Below are 16734 nucleotides of genomic sequence, written 5' to 3'. Positions count from 1 at the left end.
ACGATTTTGGTCAGGATAAATCGTTTTTGTCAAACGGTTCTGCCTGTTACCAATAGAAAGCATCGATCCGAGGAGGACTTCATGATTTCGGCCCAGCCGTTCGACTTTCCCTATGACGGGAACTTGTCGGCCAGTTCGACTGCTCTGGTGGTTATCGACCTGCAGGAAGATTTCCTCTCCAACACCGGCTATTTTGCCAAGAGTGGCTACGATCCCTCACCATTGCGCGCCATCCTGCCGACGGTCAACAAACTGATCGTTGCCGCCCGTGCCGCCGGTGTGCGCGTTATCCACACGCGCCAGGGGTATCGCGGCGACATGGCTGACATGACGCCTTATGAAAAATGGCGGCGCAAGCGCAACGGCCTGGAGGGGACGCAGGTGCTGTTGCGGTCCAGCCCTGGTTTCCAGATCGTCGAAGACATCGATGTTCGCGACGAAGACATCATCGTCGACAAGACGTGCAATGGCGCTTTCACCTATACCGACTTCGAACATGTGCTGCGTGCGCAGGGGATAAGCCATCTGCTCTTCAGTGGCTGCACGACGGATGTCTGTGTCCATACGACGTTGCGCGAAGCATGCGATCGCAACTTTCAATGTCTGACCATTTCAGACGCCTGCGCCAGCGGCGACCAGTATGCGCATGAGGCAGCGCTGCACATGGTGACCGTCGAGAACGGCATTTTTGGCACGATTGCCGATTCTGCCGCGGTGCTCGCCGGACTCGCCAAGCTGCCGAGGGCAAAATGAGCCGGGATCTCATTGAGGCCGGCGCAGAGGTGGTTTCCGAGCCGCAACGTTACATCTCCCTGATGCGGCTGACCGCCAAGGGCCTGGCTGAACTCTCGGACAGCGCCACACGTCGAAAGCGCAGTGAAGAGCGGGTAGCCGCACTGGGTGGCCGCTCCATCGCATTCTACGCAACCATGGGACCTTATGACTTCGTGCAGGTCTTCGAGATGCCGAGCAACGAGGCGATGATGCAGTACGTGCTCACTGCCCGCCGCGATGGCCATGTCGATCCGTTGATCATGCCTGCCTTCGATCCTCAGGCCTATGGCGGGATCGTCGCTCGCGTGGGTTAGCCGCGACAAACAAACAACAAAAAAGGGGAACGCAATGATCCGATTTTTCATCCTGGGAGCTGCCGCTTTGATGGGTACGCAGGCGGCCTTGGCAGGTGCGCCGAGCTTCGTATCGGATGGCACGATAAGTGTCTGCACGACGGCTGCGTTTCCGCCGCTGTCCTACAAGAAAGATCCCGGCGACGCAGTTCCGTCCGGCATAGACATAGAAATTGCCGAGGCTCTGGCCAAATCCTGGGACGCCAAGACCGCTTACGTCATCACCGATTTCGCTGGCCTGCTGCCAACTCTTGGATCGGGCCGCTGCGGCATGATCGTTTCCGGAATCTACGTCAATGAGGAGCGCCGCAAGACCTACGATGGCGTGCGATACATGAAGTCGGCAACGGTTCTGATCACCAAGGCCGACAATGCCGAGATCGTGGCGCCTGCCGCACTGAGCGGCAGGACCGTCGCGCTGGAAGCCGGCACCTATTATCGCGAGGAGCGGCTGGATCCACTCAACAAGGAACTCGCGGCAGCCGGCAAGCCTGAGGTGATCATCCAGAACTATCCCGCGCAGCAGGGCGCTTATCAGCAGGTGTTGGTCGGACGCGCTGATGCCACGCTGACCGAGGAGGCGGAGGGGGCCTTCCGTGTCGCCAGCGCTCCGGACCAATTGAAGGTCGCTTATACCTGGCAATCGGATTTCACCTACGGCATCTATGTCGTGCGCAAGGAGGGCGATGCCGCGGCGATCAAGCTGGCTCTGAAGACGCTGCGGGACGAGGGGTTCTTTGCCAAGCTTGCGGAGAAATACGGGCTCAATCCGGCGGTGTTCGACGTGGACTACGAGTCCTGACCGCCTCTAGCCCGAAAGGCCGCTGGCGATGACCTTTGATGTCGAACTCTTCCTGAAGGCGATGGTATCGCCAGCCATGCTGCAGGGCGCGGTCATAGCATTGCTGTTGTCGATCGTCGTGCAGACAGTCTCCTTCGCTGCCTGTCTGCCCCTCGCGCTTTGCCTCAATTCCCGAAAGCGCGGCCGCAACGCCGCAGCGCAGATCTATGTGTGGGTGTTTCGCGCGGCACCATTGCTGCTCGTGCTGCTGCTGATCTGGAATGGAGCGCCACAACTCATTCCAGCGCTGCTCAAGGCCAACTGGTATACGCCATTCTTTGCGGCCACGATCTCGTTCAGCCTGGTCACCGCAGCCTATATGGCCGAGATTATGAAGGGCGCGTTGCGGGCCATTGGTCCTGGGCAGTACGACGCTGCTCAGGCCCTCGGCCTGACGCGCATCCAGGGATTCCGCCTCGTGATCCTGCCGCAGGCTCTGAGAATTGCGCTGCCGTCCCTGGTCAATGAATTCATCAATCTGGTGAAGCTGACCTCACTTGCCTACGTCATTTCGCTGCGCGAGATCATGGCGGTGGTCAACGATGCCATTGCTGCGAGCTTTCGTTTCGTCGAGTGGTACTGCGCTGCTCTCGTCTACTATCTTGTCATCGTATCGGTGCTCATGGTGGTGCAGTCGGCGATCCAGAAACGTTTGGGGTGACAGCGGCTCGTGCGGCCGCTGCCGCCGTAATGAGGATATCCCGGTGTTGGTGTGGCAGATGCCCACCACCTAGCCCTTGTGATGCACTTCCTGCAGTCCGTAGACCTGCGTCGGAATACCCGCATGCCGGGCCTTGAGCTGCAGCGACAGGAACTGCGAATAGTGGCGCGACTGATGCAGGTTGCCGCCATGGAACCACAGCGCTTCCTGCTGCGTCGGCTTCCACATGTTGCGTTGCTCGCCTTCCCAAGGGCCAGGATCCTTGGTGGTGCTGGAGCCCAGGCCCCAGCATTTGCCAACCTTGTCGGCAACGCCCTGGCTGATCAGTTCAGCAGCCCAGCCGTTCATTGAGCCATAGCCAGTGGCGTAGACGATAACGTCTGCGGGCAGCTCGGTGCCGTCAGCGAGCAATACGGAATGTTCCTTGATCTCCTGGACCTGTCCACGCTTCAGCTTGATCTCGCCGTCGATGATCAACTGCGAGGCGCCGATGTCGATGTAGTAACCGGAGCCGCGGCGAAGGTATTTCATGAACAGGCCGGAGCCGTCATCGCCCCAGTCCAGCATGAAGCCGGCCTTTTCCAGTCCCTGATAAAACTTGGCGTCGCGTTCCTTCATCTGCTGGTAGAGCGGGATCTGGAACTCGTGCAGGATCTTGTAGGGCACCGATGCGAAGATCAGGTCAGCCTTGGCGGTGGTGACGCCGTTACGAACGGCTTGTTCCGAATAAAGCGGCCCCAGCCCAATCTCCATCAGCGTGTCCGATTTCACGATGTGTGTGGTGGAGCGCTGCACCATGGTAACATCGACGCCGTTCTCCCAAAGGGCGGCGCAGATGTCGTGGGCGGAGTTGTTGGAACCGATAACGACCGCCTTCTTGCCCGCATATCTGTCCGGCCCCGGATGCCTGGACGAATGGTGCTGCTCACCCTTGAAGGTTTCCATGCCCTTGTATTTCGGCAGATTGGGCCGGCCCGACATGCCGGTTGCGAGTACGAGCTGCTTCGGCTTCAGAACGATATCCTTGCCGTCGCGTCGTACCGTGACGGTCCATTCTTTCTTCTCGTCGTCGTAGGAAGCGCTCTTGGCCTCGGTCGAGGACCAATAGTTCAGCTCCATCACCTTGGTGTACATTTCCAGCCAGTCGCCGATCTTGTCCTTGGGCGAGAAGACCGGCCAGTTCTTCGGGAAGTCGATATAGGGCAGGTGATCGTACCAAACCGGGTCGTGCAGGCAGAGCGACTTGTAGCGCTTGCGCCAGGAATCGCCGGGGCGTTCGTTGCGCTCGATGATGATGGTGGGCACACCGAGTTGCCGCAGCCGCGCCCCGAGCGCGATGCCGCCCTGGCCACCGCCGATGATGAGTGTATGCGGCTGGGTGGTAAAGCCGAGTTCGGCCTGTTCCTTCTCGCGCTCCTCCTTCCAGCTTGGACGGTTCTTGCCCTGGCCGTGCCTGGCGCCAAGCGGACGGGTGAAGCCGGCTTTCTCTTCATGTCCCTTCAGTTCGGCCATGGTGGTGAGCAGCGTCCAGATCTTGCCGTCCTTCACCCGGATTTGGCCGTAGCCGCGGGCGGCCTTCGTCTCGAAAGTGATCCAGCCTTCCAGCAACCCGTCGCTTTCGGTAGCGTCTTCACCCTCGGCGACCGTGAAGTTCGAGGGTTTGACGGCGCCAAGCTGGCTCTTCAGCATGGCGCGGATCTGGTCGCGGCCTTCCATCGTCTTGATGTTCCAAGTGAAGGCGACGAGGTCGCGCCAGAAACAGTCGTCCTGGAAGAAGGAGACCGCCTTGTCGACGTCGGCGGCGGCGAGGGCGGCACCGAAATCGGCGAGCAGTTTGGCGAGCTTTGCGTGGGGCGCCTTGTCGAGCATGCGAGGGTTCCTCCCAAGGAAGCGTGATGGTCGTTGCGGCTTCGCCGATCCCCCGGTCGGCTCGCAAAAGTATCGGCAGAGACCGTGGCTTTCGTCACGCCCCACCATAGTTTGTCGCCTTTTCAAGGGGTTGAGCCATTTTGGCGCGAAAGAGCGTGTCATGCTGGCACGGCAATTCTTCCGCTACGGCACGTCGTTTCAAAAAAACGGTGCAGCCCGTTGACTTGGCCGGCGAACTCAACCTATTGTCCGCCACCATGAAGAAGGCACTTATTCTCGTACGAAGGCGCGTGGGCAGGGCGGTGTAACCGCCGGGCGAAATCCTCCCATGCGCAACACACAGGCTCCCTCCGGGGGCCTTTTTTATTATCCAGAATATGACAAAAATACCAGCAAGTGCTTGAAAAAGCAGGAAAAAGACGGAACGAGACCCATGAGCAACGGACAAAGCGAGCGGCGCGAGATGACAGGCGCCGAAATGGTCGTGCAGGCGCTGATCGACAACGGCGTTCAGCATCTCTTCGGCTATCCGGGCGGCGCGGTCCTTCCTATCTATGACGAACTGTTCCAGCAGGATGCCATTCAGCACATTCTGGTCCGTCACGAGCAGGGCGCCGGCCATGCTGCAGAAGGCTATGCGCGTTCCACGGGCAAGGCGGGGGTCATGCTGGTTACCTCCGGTCCTGGTGCCACCAACGCGGTGACGCCGTTGCAGGACGCGCTGATGGATTCCATTCCGCTGGTGTGCCTGACCGGGCAGGTGCCGACGTCGCTGATCGGCTCCGACGCCTTCCAGGAGTGTGATACAGTTGGCATCACGCGTCCCTGCACCAAGCACAATTGGCTGGTGAAGGACGTCAATGAACTGTCCGCCATCATCCATGAGGCATTTCATGTCGCCACGACCGGACGTCCGGGACCAGTGGTTGTCGACATCCCGAAGGATGTGCAGTTTGCCAAGGGCATCTACACGCCGCCACAGACGGCGCCGCGCACCTCCTATCAGCCCAAGGTCCAGGGCGATCTCGATAAGGTCAAGGCTGCGGTCGAAATGCTGGCCGGAGCCAAGCAGCCGATCATTTATTCCGGCGGCGGCGTCGTCAATTCAGGGCCGGAGGCAAGCCATCTGCTGCGCGAACTGGTCGATCTGACCGGCTTCCCGATCACTTCGACGCTGATGGGCCTCGGCGCCTATCCGGCATCCGGCAAGAACTGGCTCGGCATGCTCGGCATGCACGGCACCTACGAAGCCAACATGGCCATGCACGACTGCGATGTCATGCTGTGCATCGGCGCGCGCTTCGACGACCGTATCACCGGCCGGCTCAATGCGTTCTCGCCGAATTCCAAGAAGATCCACATCGATATCGATCCGTCCTCGATCAACAAGAACGTGCGTGCCGATATCGGCATCCTCGGCGACGTCGGCCGGGTGCTGGAGGATCTCGTGCGGCTGTGGCGCGCCACGGCCAAGACCGACAAGAAGACGCTCTATCCCTGGTGGGAGCAGATCGCTCGCTGGCGCGCCCGCGACTCGCTTGCCTACAAGCCGAGCAAGGACGTCATCATGCCGCAATATGCGATCGAGCGGCTCTACGAGCTGACGAAGGATCGCGATACCTACATCACTACCGAAGTCGGCCAGCACCAGATGTGGGCGGCGCAGCATTTCCATTTCGACAAGCCGAACCACTGGATGACCTCCGGCGGCCTCGGCACGATGGGCTATGGCCTGCCTGCGGCGCTCGGCGTGCAGATCGCGCATCGCGATGCGCTGGTCATCGACATTGCCGGCGACGCTTCGGTGCAGATGACCATCCAGGAGATGAGTGCTGCAGTGCAATACGAGGCACCGATCAAGATCTTCATCCTCAACAACCAGTACATGGGCATGGTGCGCCAATGGCAGCAGCTGCTGCATGGCAACCGGTTGTCGCACTCCTATACGGAGGCCATGCCGGACTTCGTCAAGCTGGCCGAGGCCTATGGCGGCCATGGCATCCGCTGCGAGAAGCCGGATGAGCTGGACGACGCCATCAAGGAGATGATCTCGGTCAAGAAGCCTGTGCTGTTCGATTGCCGCGTTGCCAATCTTGCCAACTGCTTCCCGATGATTCCCTCGGGCAAGGCGCACAACGAGATGCTGCTTCCGGACGAGGCCACCGACGAAGCGGTCGCCAACGCCATCGACGCGAAGGGCCGGGAGCTGGTGTGACGGACGGCGTGACTTTGCCACGCGTGGCATAATCAACGAGTTAGCGTAGATTCCTTAGATCGAGATTCATCTTATGAACGCACAGCACCTTCAACCCACCGGTTCCGCCTATTTCATCGCCAAGGAGACGGAAAAACCGGAAAACCACACTTTGTCGGTGCTGGTCGATAACGAGCCGGGCGTGCTTGCCCGGGTCATCGGCCTGTTCTCGGGGCGTGGTTACAACATCGAAAGCCTGACGGTGTCGGAGACCGAGCACGAGAAGCATCTGTCGCGCATCACTATCGTGACGCGCGGCACGCCGCATGTGCTGGAGCAGATCAAGCACCAGCTCGAGCGCATCGTGCCGGTGCACCGCGTGGTCGATCTTACGGTGCGATCGACCGAGCTCGGGCAGGAACGGCCGCTGGAGCGGGAGCTTGCCCTGGTCAAGGTGGCCGGGACCGGCGACAGCCGTGTCGAGGCGCTTCGACTGGCCGATGCCTTCCGTGCCAGCGTGATCGACGCCAACACCGAGCATTTCATCTTTGAGATCACCGGCAAGGGCTCGAAGATCGACCAGTTCATCGCCATCATGCGCCCGCTCGGCCTTGTCGAGATCTGCCGGACCGGCGTGGCGGCGATGAACCGCGGCCCCCAAGGCATGTAGGGCACTGCTGCTGCGGCGGCATTGTCACCGAGACAACAATTCTCGTGACTTGGACCAGAGGACAGGTCAACTAGCCTGACCTGTTTTGCCGGCGCCATACCGAACCACCGCGATGACCTTCGAAGCCTTTATCGCCCTTGTCGTCTATGCCTTCGTCACGTCGGTGACGCCAGGGCCGAACAATTTCATGCTCCTGGCCTCCGGTGTGAACTTCGGTTTCGCGCGCAGCATTCCGCATATGGTCGGCATCAGCGTCGGTTTCTTCGTTCTGGCGCTTGCCGTCGGCTTAGGCCTCGGCGCCGTGCTGACGGCATTTCCGGCACTGCATACGGGGCTGAAGATCGCAGGTGGTGCCTATCTGCTCTACCTGGCCTGGAAGATAGCGATGTCCCGTTCGATGGGGGCCGGTGGCGAGCAGAAGGCGCGCCCGATGACGCTGCTGGAGGCGGCCGCATTCCAGTGGGTCAATCCCAAGGCGTGGGTGATGGCGGTAACTGCCATGGCGGTCTACACAAATCCCGACAGACCTTTCCTTTCGGTGGCTGTGATTGCCCTGACCTTCGCCGTCGTGAACCTGCCCACCATCTCGGGCTGGGCCGGCTTCGGCGTGGCCTTGCGTGGCTTCCTGTCCGATCCCGTCAAGCTGAAATGGTTCAACATCGTCATGGGTTTGGCGCTTGCCGCGACGCTCTGGCCGATGCTGCGCTAGCGCATGACCCCGAAAATCGGGGTCGATTTTCGGGGGCATGCGCCAAGTCAAAGCGTTGGAGCGACCTTTGCGCGTCCTAAAGGACGCGTGGCACTCCAAGGCGCCGATCACGCCGCCGTGAATTTGTGCAGCGCATTAAATCTTTGTAATGAAGGCGTTTTGACCATTTTCAGTCGCGAAGTTGCGCTATCTTATCCTCGAATTCATCGCGCACGACCTCATTCGATGAGGTGAATACGGATGCGCCGTGACCGGCAGGCAAGGGCCTGACCTTTGATCGAGAGGGCGCATTGACGGTTCGCAACAAAGCACTGATCGGGCTCATAGCAGGCGTCGTTGTCGTCGCTGGGGGCGCCTATCTGTGGCCGGCCGGGACCGCGAAGGTCCTGCAGATGCTGCCATTCGGCGAAAAAGAAATCGCAGCCCAGGCCGCGACCAGAGGAAATGCAGATGGCGGCCGTGCGCAGGGCGGTGGTCGCGGCGCCGTAACCGTGGCAACCGCAACGGCGAAGGTCACCGACTTTCCGATTCAGCGCTATGCCATCGGTTTCCTGGCGTCGCCGGCAGTCGCCAACATCAACGCGCGCGTCGCCAGCCAGGTCATGACCATTGCCGTCGAGGACGGCCAGATGGTCAAACAGGGCGATGTCCTGATCACGCTCGATAACCGTGCGCTGACCGCGCAAGTGGAGAAGGACAAGGCGACGTTGGCCAAGGACCAGGCGCTGGCAGTCGGCGCCGACGCCGACCTTGAGCGGGCCAAGAGCCTGCTTGCCAGGCAGACCGGGACGCAGCAGGCCTATGACCAGGCCTTGGCGGCGCAGAAAGCCGCGCAGGCGACGGTGGCCGCTGATCAGGCGGCATTGGATGCCGATCTCGTGCAACTGGGCTACACCACCATCACCGCGCCGATTTCCGGGCGCCTGGGCGCCGTCAGCGTCAGTGTGGGCGACCTGGTGACCGCTGGCGGCACCAGCGGTACGGGCGCCACGCCCCTGGTGACGATCACCGAAATGGACCCGTTGCGCGTTGCCTTCAACCTGCCTGAGGCCGATCTTTCCCTGCTGCAACAGGCAACGGCCAAACCCGGTTCCGTTTCTGTGACGCTGCACAAGGACGGCAGTCCGGCGCCGATCGGCTCCGGCACCGTCGATTTCGTGAACTCCACGGTCGACACGGCATCGGGTACCATTACGGCGCGTGCCACTGTGCCGAACGCCGACCTCAAGCTCTGGCCAGGTCAATATGTCAATGTGACGGTCAATGCCGGCACCATGCCCCAAGTGGTCACCGTGCCAACACAGGCTGTGCAACCGAGCCAGCAGGGCTCCTTCGTCTACGTCGTCAAGTCCGACAAGACGGTCGAGGCGCGGCCCGTCAAAGTGGCGATCAGCCATGAGAACGAGAGTGCGATCGCCAGCGGATTGAAGGACGGCGAGAAGGTGGTGGTGGACGGCCAACTGAGCCTGAAGCCCGGTACCGCCGTGCGTGAGGTCGACGGTGGCGAGAGCGGCGGGACCGGCGAGAGCAAGGCCCCGAAAGCGGCCGTAAAGGCAAACGGAAACGAAACGGCGGGCTGACCGACGATGATCTCCGAATTCTGCATCCGCAGGCCCGTCGCGACACTGCTGATGTCGATCGCGCTCATTCTGGGCGGGCTGTTCGCCTACAAGTTCCTGCCGGTCGCCGCATTGCCGAGCGCGGAATTCCCGACCGTCAATGTTTCAGCATCGCTGCCGGGCGCATCACCCAATGCGATGATGACGTCCGTGGCGGTTCCGCTCATCAAGCAGATCGCGACCATCGCAGGCGTCGATTCGATCTCGACCACCAATTCGCTGGGCTCCACCTCGATCGCCGTGCAGTTCGCGCTGAACCGAGACATCGATGCCGCTGCCGCCGATGTGCAGGCGGCGATCGCGCGAACGCAGCGGCAGTTGCCGCCCGAAATGACGTCGCCGCCAAGCTACAGGAAGGTCAATCCGGCCGACGCGCCGATCCTGCTGATGGCGCTGACCAGCGATACGGTGCCCCTGACCGATCTCGACGCCATCGCCCAGAATGTCATTTCGCCTTCGCTCTCGACCATCGATGGCGTCGCCCAGGTCATGGTCTGGGGATCGAAGAAATATGCCGTGCGGATCCAGATCGACCCGACGGCGCTGGCGGCACGCGGCATCTCCATCGACCAGTTGCAGGCGGCGGTGCAGTCGGCCAACAGCAACGCGCCCGTCGGTGTGCTGCAGAACAGCCAGCAGCAGCTCACCATCACCACCAACACGCAGCTCCAGGACGCGGCCGCCTTTTCCAAGATCATCATCGCGACCAAGAACGGCAATCCGGTCCGTCTCGGCGATGTCACCCGTGTCATCGATTCCGTGCAGAGTACGACCTCGGCCTCCTGGTTCGACAAGACGCGTGGCATCATCCTCGCCGTACAGCGCCAGCCCGACGCCAACACCGTCGAGGTGGTCGACCGGGTCAAGGCAATGCTGCCGTCCTTCGAAGACCAGATGCCGGCTGCGGCATCGATCCAGCTGATGAACGATCGCTCGACCTCGATCATCGCCGCCGTGGATGATGTGCAGTTCACGCTGCTGCTCACCATCGGTCTGGTCGTGCTGGTGATCTTCGTGTTCCTTCGTCGCGTGACCGCGACGATCATTCCGGCCGTGGCGGTGCCGATCTCGCTGATTGCCACGCTGGGCGTGATGTTCCTGCTCGGCTTCTCCATCGACAACATCTCGTTGATGGGGTTGACGCTCGCGGTCGGCCTTGTCGTCGACGATGCCATCGTCATGCTGGAAAACATCTATCGGCACATGGAAGAGGACGGCCTGTCGGCATTCCAGGCCGCCGTGAAAGGTTCGCGCGAGATCGGCTTCACCATTCTGTCGATGTCGATTTCGCTGGTGGCGGTGTTCATTCCGGTGCTGTTGATGGGCGGCGTCATCGGCCGCATCTTCAATGAATTCGCCGTCGTGGTGACGGTGGCGATCCTGGCCTCGATGTTCGTGTCGCTGACATTGACGCCGATGCTGTCGGCGTATCTGCTGACCCTGCCGAAAAACCACAAGAACGGGCAGGGCGTAGAGCACCAGCACGGCTGGCTGACACGCGCCTATGACCGGATACTGACCTGGTGCCTCACGCACCATGTCGTGGTGTTCCTGGTCTTCCTTGGCACCGCCACGCTTTCGGTCTGGCTGTTTACCGTCTCGCCGAAGGGCTTCCTGCCACAGGAGGATATCGGCCAGATTTCCGTGTCGACCCGCGCGCGCCAGGACATTTCGTTCGATGCCATGGTGAAGCTGCAGGCACAGGTTGCCGAGGTTTTCGAGAAGTCGCCCTATGTGGCGCATGTCTCTTCCACGGTCGGCGGCGGTTTCGGTTCCGGCGGCCTCAACCAGGGTTCGCTGTTCGTCGAGCTGAAGCCGAAGAGCGAACGGCCAGAAATGACGGATGTGATGGCCAGCCTCAGGCGGCCGCTCGCCGATGTTCCCGGCATCAGCACCTTCATGCAGCCGGTGCAGAACCTGCGGCTTGGATCGCGCTCGTCGGCCAGCGCCTATCAATGGGTCGTCCAGGGGTTGAAGACCGACGAGACCAATGACTGGGCGCAGAAGCTTACGGAAGCCATGCAGGCCGACCATTCGATGTTCGCGGACGTCAACAACGACCTCCAGAACACCGCATTGCAGGCGTCGTTGATCGTCGACCGCGACAAGGCGGCGACCCTGGGCGTCGACACCAACACGCTGCTGAACAGCCTCTATGGCGGTTTCGGTACCGACCAGGTGACGACCATCTTCGGTGCCGCCGACAGCTATCAGGTCATCACCGAGCTCGATCCCAAGATCGACTGGTCGCCGGAGCGCATGCTGTCGATCCAGTTCCGCACGTCCAGCGGCTCGCTGGTGCCTCTCGGCGCTTTTGCCCGGGTCGATCGTACGGCCGGACCGCTTACCATCAACCAACTGGGCCAGCTGCCGGCGGTGACGATTTCCTACAACCTGCCGCAGGGCGTGGCGCTGGGCGACACGGTGACCCGCATCGAGGCCCTCAAGGCCGAGATCGGGGTGCCGAAGACGATCGCGACCTCGTTCGCGGGCACCGCCAAGACGTTCCAGGATTCACTCGCCAACCAGGGCCTGCTGATCGCAGGCGCAATCCTCACCATCTACATCGTGCTTGGCATGCTCTATGAGAGCTTCATCCATCCGCTGACCATCCTGACCAGCCTGCCTTCGGCTTTGCTTGGCGCGGTGCTGTCGCTGCGGCTTGTCGGAATGGACGTCTCGGTCATCGCAGTCATCGGGCTGCTGATGCTGATCGGCATCGTCAAGAAGAACGGCATCATGATGATCGACGTGGCGCTGGTGCTGCGCCGCGAGGGGCGAAGTGCGCGCGACGCCATTCACAAGGCCAGTGTCATGCGTTTCCGCCCGATCATGATGACGACGCTTGCTGCGATCATGGGGACGTTGCCGATCGCGATCGGCGAGGGCGCAAGCGCGGAACTGCGCCAGCCGCTCGGCGTTGCCGTGGTCGGTGGCCTGATGGTGTCGCAGGTTCTCACCCTGTTCGTGACGCCGGTCATCTATCTCTACATGGAATGGCTGTCGCAGTGGCTGCTCAGCTTCGTCCGCAAGGACAAGAAGCCTGAGCTGCATGTGGTTGAAGGATCGGCGCAGCCTTCGCTGTTCGACGAGAACAAGGACCGCCCGGTCGCTGCCGAGTAGAAAAGCGGAGCCGCGTTTCCTTGAAAAATGGAAACGTTCTTGCGGTGACGCACTGTTCGCAAAACGTTGAATTGCCGGATCGGGTGATATGAATTATTCGGCGACCGCTTGGCGCCGGCCGAGGGGACAACAGGTCACCAGGACAGTCTGGAGGCCTTCGGCGCTGGTGGCTTTTCAATCCATTTCAACCAAGGGATACTTCAATGACCAAAGTGGCCGTGCTTGTCGGCAGCCTGCGCAAGGAATCCTTCAACCGCAAGATCGCCAAGGCGCTTGCCGCGTTGACGCCAGGTCTCGAGTTCGACTTCCTCGATATCGGTGCCGTCTCCCACTACAATCAGGATCTCGACACCAACCCGCCGGCCGATTGGGCTGCCTTCCGCAAGCGCATTGCCGATGCGGATGCCGTGCTGTTCGCGACCGCTGAATACAATCGCTCGGTGCCGGGCGTGCTGAAGAACGCGATCGACATTGCCTCGCGCCCCTACGGCCAGGGCGCGCTGAACGGCAAGCCGGCAGCCATCATCTCCACCTCGATCGGTGCCATCGGCGGTTTCGGCTCCAACCATCACCTGCGCCAGTCGCTGGCCTTCCTGAACATGCCGGTGATGGGACAGCCGGAGGCTTACATCGGAGGGGCAGCCAGCCTGTTCGACGAGGCCGGCAACCTGACCAACCAGGGCACCAAGGATTTCCTCACCGCTTTCGGCAAGGCGTTCGAGCAGCACATCGCGCTGCACGCCAAGAAGTAAGCGGATTTTCGATCCCGAAAGTGAAAGGCCGGGCGAAACACCTGGCCTTTTTCGTTGGGAGACTCTGCGCGGTGGTCAGAACAGGGCAATCGAGGGCTTCGTCAGCATGAGCCAGAAGATGGCGAGGACGCTGGCGAAGGCCGGCCAGCCGAAGGCGAACCAGATCCGGTAGAGCTGGAAATACCGCGCGGGCAAAGGCCTGCCTGCTGCAGCGGCTTCACGTGCAATATCGCGCAGGCGGATCTGGATGACCACGACCGGCAGCCAGAACAGGCCGGTGACGACATAGAGACCCAGGGAAAGCACGATCCAGCCTTCTGAAAGCGGCCAGCCGAGCTGGTGGGCCAGAAGGGCACCGGTGATCGGCTGCACGATGACGGCTGCGGCTGTGAAGATGGTGTCGGCGATGACGACCGTGCCGGCGACATGGGCGATCAGTTCCGGTTTCAGGCTACGATGTGCGGCGACCATGAAGAAGGCGATGCCCAGGCCCGTGCCGAACAGCACCGTCGCGCCAAGCACATGGGCAAGTCGCAGCACATCCACCATGGCTCAGCGTTCCTCGACAATGGCAAGCGCGACAACGGCCAGCACGATCTGCGGAATGACCTTCACCAGCACGCCGAGCGGATCGAGCCAAAGCGATGGCTGAAGAACGGACGCCGTCGCCAGATAACAGAGCGAGAGGCCGATCATGCCAAGCAAGGCAGGCCGGACCGTGCGCCGAAAGGCTGCAGCCAGGCCGAGGCCGATATCCGCAAAGCTGGTCACCAGGGTGAGCAGCAGGGTCATCTCCGGTGATGTGCCGGTTTCCGTCAGGTGAGCACTGGAGACATCGAAACGCGCCAGTGACACCACGCCCGAGATGACCCAGAACAAGGCGAGCGTGCCGATGATCAGCGGCTTCAGAAGATAAAGCCGGGCGAACCACAGGTCCTGAACGCCGGACGGGTTGGCATGCAGGACTTCATCGAGCGTTCGAGGCCTGAAAGGCAATGTTGCGTCACCGGCAAGTGTCACGCCGGCGGCGGCGAGCATCGCCGTCGAGCGCAATGGCGAGCGCCAGCCCAGCCAGCCGAGCCAATCGGCCAGCCGCGACACCGCCGATGCTGCAATCATGGGAATGGTCACGGCAGGTGCTGCCGGCAGACCGAGCCAGGCCCGGTGCCGCGCAATGAGCTCGGCCAAGCTGTAACTTTGTGGTTCCGCAATCGACAAATCGCTGCCGGCTGGAATTTCTCCTTCCAGCGCTTGCGTCACGGCGAGCGCGACATCGTCCAGCGCCGTGATCTCGATCGGTACCTCTGCATTCACCAGTGGCGTGACAAATGGAAAGGCGGCCAGTGCCCGTAGCAGCGACGAGCCGCCATAAGAATTGCGGCCGATGACGAGCGCAGGCCTCAGGATCACGAAAGCTACGCCTGACTGCACAAGCGCTTCGTCAGCAACACGCTTCGTGGCAAGAAAATCCGTTGTGGCCGCTGCTCCGTCGGTATGAGCCGAAATCTGGACCACGAGCTTGATGCCCGACTGTGCCGACGCTTGATAAAGGGCGAGCATGGCAGTTTCCTGCAACGCCCTGACATCGTCGCGGGCTCCGTCCTGCAAGGCTCCCGCGCAATTGACGACGGCATCCATTCCCCCGAGCAAGGGAACCCAGGCTTCGACATCAGCAAGGCGGGCGATATCAGCCTTGCGCCAGTCAACGCCGGGCAAGCGTCGCGACGCGGTGGCAATGTCACGTCCGACCGCCACGGCTTCGTGGCCGCGCTGCGTCAGTGTCCGCGTCACAGCCGAGCCGATCAGTCCGTTGCCACCGAGAATCAAGACACGCATGACCGCATGATAGCTGGCCATTTTCCAAGATTGCAGAGACGCGAACGCTCGGGTGTCAGCGCGTATTTCAGGGTTGCTTTGTTCTCTTTACGTTCTGTTTGCGCGTTGGTAGGCTTGCGATTGCTGGAGCCATCGGTTCTTCCAACCAACAGTCTTGTGTTTTCCGTTCGAATCCGGTCTCACCTTCGCCATGGAATTTTCACCGCAGCAGGATGAAGCACTGAAGGCGGTTGCGCGCTGGCTCAAGACCGGCCAGCCGCAGGTGTTTCGTCTGTTTGGTTATGCCGGCACCGGCAAGACGACGCTGGCGCGTTATTTCGCCGAACATGTCGATGGCCAGGTGCAGTTCGCGGCCTTCACGGGCAAGGCGGCCCAGGTGCTGCGTTCGAAAGGGGCGGTGAATGCCCGCACCATCCACTCGCTGATTTATCGCCCGCGCGGTGAAGAGGCTGTTGAGGACGAGACCACCGGCAAGACCTCGATCAATCCGACCTTTTCGCTCAACCGGCAAAGTCCGATCGCCAAGGCGGCACTCGTCATCATCGACGAATGTTCGATGGTCGACGAGCAGCTCGGCCGCGACCTGCTGTCCTTTGGCACGCCGGTGCTGGTGCTGGGCGATCCGGCACAGCTGCCGCCGATCTCCGGCGGCGGCTTCTTCACCGAGCATGAGCCGGATTACCTGCTCACGGAAATCCATCGCCAGGCGCGCGACAACCCGATCATCCGGCTGGCGCTCGACGTGCGCGAAGGGCGCGAGTTCATGCGTGGCGACTATGGTGCTGCCCAGGTCATCGGTCGCGAGGAGGTCAACCAGGATCTGGTGCTGAAGGCAGACCAGGTGCTGGTCGGGCGCAACCAGACCCGGCGGCGCTACAACCAGCGCCTGCGCGAACTGAAGGGGTTTACCGCAGACTACCCGCAGGCCGGCGACAAGCTGGTCTGCCTGCGCAACGACCCGGCCAAGGGCCTGCTCAACGGCTCGTTGTGGAAGGTGATGACCTCTTCACGCGAAACGGTGAAGCCGGGTATCAACCTGCTGGTCTCGCCGGAAGAGGACGATCCCGATCGCGGCGTCGCCAAGATCAAGCTGCTCAAGGCCGCCTTCGAGAATCCGGAAGAAGAGATTTCCTGGCAGCAGAAGAAACGCTTCGACGATTTCGACTTCGGTTATGCGCTGACCGTGCATAAGGCACAGGGTTCGCAGTGGAACGAGGTGGTGTTGTTCGACGAGAGTTTTGCCTTCAAGGACACGCGCCAGCGCTGGCTCTACACGGCGATCACCCGTGCAGCCGAGAGGCTGACAGTGGTGCGGTAGCCGGATATTGCGGAC

At 61.4% G+C, this 16734-nt stretch carries 14 protein-coding genes; 11 read left to right on the top strand and 3 right to left on the bottom strand.

Annotated features, from left to right (window positions below; all coding sequences use genetic code 11):
• The first annotated feature begins 81 nt into the window (after positions 1–81).
• The 4 genes from AC3WTO_RS11125 to AC3WTO_RS11110 are packed head-to-tail and all read left to right on the top strand — an operon-like array spanning position 82 to position 2629.
• Positions 82–753: a cysteine hydrolase family protein gene (locus tag AC3WTO_RS11125; protein ID WP_492460762.1), complete on the top strand. Its 672-nt coding sequence runs from the start codon at positions 82–84 to the stop codon at positions 751–753.
• Complete coding sequence (locus tag AC3WTO_RS11120) at positions 750–1088, top strand: GYD domain-containing protein (RefSeq protein WP_492460761.1); 339 nt, start codon at positions 750–752, stop codon at positions 1086–1088. The genes AC3WTO_RS11125 and AC3WTO_RS11120 overlap by 4 nt, the downstream gene beginning before the upstream one ends.
• A gap of 34 nt (positions 1089–1122) precedes the next feature.
• On the top strand, positions 1123–1929 hold the full coding sequence (locus AC3WTO_RS11115; protein WP_492460760.1) for a transporter substrate-binding domain-containing protein: 807 nt from the start codon (positions 1123–1125) through the stop codon (positions 1927–1929).
• Between the two features lie 28 nt (positions 1930–1957).
• Positions 1958–2629 carry an amino acid ABC transporter permease gene (locus AC3WTO_RS11110; RefSeq protein WP_492460759.1) on the top strand — a complete coding sequence of 224 codons (672 nt, stop codon included), beginning with the start codon at positions 1958–1960 and terminating at the stop codon, positions 2627–2629.
• A 69-nt stretch (positions 2630–2698) separates the two neighbouring features.
• Here the strand turns inward: AC3WTO_RS11110 and AC3WTO_RS11105 are convergent, their stop codons facing one another.
• Entirely contained in the window at positions 2699–4498 is a 1800-nt protein-coding gene (locus AC3WTO_RS11105) for an NAD(P)/FAD-dependent oxidoreductase (RefSeq protein ID WP_492460758.1), read from the bottom strand.
• Between the two features lie 433 nt (positions 4499–4931).
• On the opposite strand from AC3WTO_RS11105, the gene AC3WTO_RS11100 reads away from it, so the two are divergent.
• The 6 genes from AC3WTO_RS11100 to AC3WTO_RS11075 all read left to right on the top strand — a co-directional run bounded on the left by AC3WTO_RS11100 (position 4932) and on the right by AC3WTO_RS11075 (position 13565).
• The gene (locus AC3WTO_RS11100; RefSeq protein ID WP_492460757.1) at positions 4932–6713 is read left to right on the top strand and encodes an acetolactate synthase 3 large subunit; all 1782 of its coding nucleotides are present in this window, start codon (positions 4932–4934) and stop codon (positions 6711–6713) included.
• Positions 6714–6786: 73 nt separating this feature from the next.
• Complete coding sequence (gene ilvN, locus AC3WTO_RS11095; RefSeq protein ID WP_129414337.1) at positions 6787–7362, top strand: acetolactate synthase small subunit; 576 nt, start codon at positions 6787–6789, stop codon at positions 7360–7362.
• 112 nt (positions 7363–7474) lie between these two features.
• Positions 7475–8071: a LysE family translocator gene (locus AC3WTO_RS11090; RefSeq protein WP_492460756.1), complete on the top strand. Its 597-nt coding sequence runs from the start codon at positions 7475–7477 to the stop codon at positions 8069–8071.
• A 290-nt stretch (positions 8072–8361) separates the two neighbouring features.
• Positions 8362–9651, top strand: a complete 1290-nt coding sequence (locus AC3WTO_RS11085; RefSeq protein ID WP_492460754.1) for an efflux RND transporter periplasmic adaptor subunit — start codon at positions 8362–8364, stop codon at positions 9649–9651.
• 6 nt (positions 9652–9657) lie between these two features.
• A complete protein-coding gene (locus AC3WTO_RS11080) occupies positions 9658–12813 on the top strand; it encodes an efflux RND transporter permease subunit (RefSeq protein ID WP_492460753.1) in 3156 nt (1051 codons plus the stop codon).
• A gap of 203 nt (positions 12814–13016) precedes the next feature.
• Positions 13017–13565 carry an NADPH-dependent FMN reductase gene (locus tag AC3WTO_RS11075; protein ID WP_492460751.1) on the top strand — a complete coding sequence of 183 codons (549 nt, stop codon included), beginning with the start codon at positions 13017–13019 and terminating at the stop codon, positions 13563–13565.
• 75 nt (positions 13566–13640) lie between these two features.
• On the opposite strand, the gene AC3WTO_RS11070 is transcribed toward AC3WTO_RS11075, so the two are convergent.
• Positions 13641–14114, bottom strand: coding sequence for a DUF2269 family protein (locus AC3WTO_RS11070; protein ID WP_492460750.1), 474 nt, complete (start codon positions 14112–14114; stop codon positions 13641–13643).
• 3 nt (positions 14115–14117) lie between these two features.
• Positions 14118–15422 (bottom strand): SDR family oxidoreductase, encoded by a 1305-nt coding sequence (locus AC3WTO_RS11065; RefSeq protein WP_492460749.1) that lies wholly within the window; start codon positions 15420–15422, stop codon positions 14118–14120.
• Between the two features lie 169 nt (positions 15423–15591).
• On the opposite strand from AC3WTO_RS11065, the gene AC3WTO_RS11060 reads away from it, so the two are divergent.
• Positions 15592–16719 (top strand): ATP-dependent DNA helicase, encoded by a 1128-nt coding sequence (locus tag AC3WTO_RS11060; RefSeq protein WP_492460748.1) that lies wholly within the window; start codon positions 15592–15594, stop codon positions 16717–16719.
• Positions 16720–16734: the final 15 nt, after the last annotated feature.

This window comes from Mesorhizobium sp. EU05-FHT14A09 (genome assembly GCF_058790995.1).
Note: the sequence above shows the minus strand (reverse complement) of the source record. Positions and strands in the feature narration are given on the sequence as shown.

Coding starts and splice junctions, on each gene's coding strand:
- AC3WTO_RS11090 (WP_492460756.1), top strand. CDS start 7,475: ATGACCTTCGAAGCCTTTATCGCCCTTGTCGTCTATGCCTTCGTCACG.
- AC3WTO_RS11110 (WP_492460759.1), top strand. CDS start 1,958: ATGACCTTTGATGTCGAACTCTTCCTGAAGGCGATGGTATCGCCAGCC.
- AC3WTO_RS11080 (WP_492460753.1), top strand. CDS start 9,658: ATGATCTCCGAATTCTGCATCCGCAGGCCCGTCGCGACACTGCTGATG.
- AC3WTO_RS11105 (WP_492460758.1), bottom strand. CDS start 4,498: ATGCTCGACAAGGCGCCCCACGCAAAGCTCGCCAAACTGCTCGCCGAT.
- AC3WTO_RS11120 (WP_492460761.1), top strand. CDS start 750: ATGAGCCGGGATCTCATTGAGGCCGGCGCAGAGGTGGTTTCCGAGCCG.
- ilvN (WP_129414337.1), top strand. CDS start 6,787: ATGAACGCACAGCACCTTCAACCCACCGGTTCCGCCTATTTCATCGCC.
- AC3WTO_RS11125 (WP_492460762.1), top strand. CDS start 82: ATGATTTCGGCCCAGCCGTTCGACTTTCCCTATGACGGGAACTTGTCG.
- AC3WTO_RS11070 (WP_492460750.1), bottom strand. CDS start 14,114: ATGGTGGATGTGCTGCGACTTGCCCATGTGCTTGGCGCGACGGTGCTG.
- AC3WTO_RS11075 (WP_492460751.1), top strand. CDS start 13,017: ATGACCAAAGTGGCCGTGCTTGTCGGCAGCCTGCGCAAGGAATCCTTC.
- AC3WTO_RS11065 (WP_492460749.1), bottom strand. CDS start 15,422: ATGGCCAGCTATCATGCGGTCATGCGTGTCTTGATTCTCGGTGGCAAC.
- AC3WTO_RS11100 (WP_492460757.1), top strand. CDS start 4,932: ATGAGCAACGGACAAAGCGAGCGGCGCGAGATGACAGGCGCCGAAATG.
- AC3WTO_RS11060 (WP_492460748.1), top strand. CDS start 15,592: ATGGAATTTTCACCGCAGCAGGATGAAGCACTGAAGGCGGTTGCGCGC.
- AC3WTO_RS11115 (WP_492460760.1), top strand. CDS start 1,123: ATGATCCGATTTTTCATCCTGGGAGCTGCCGCTTTGATGGGTACGCAG.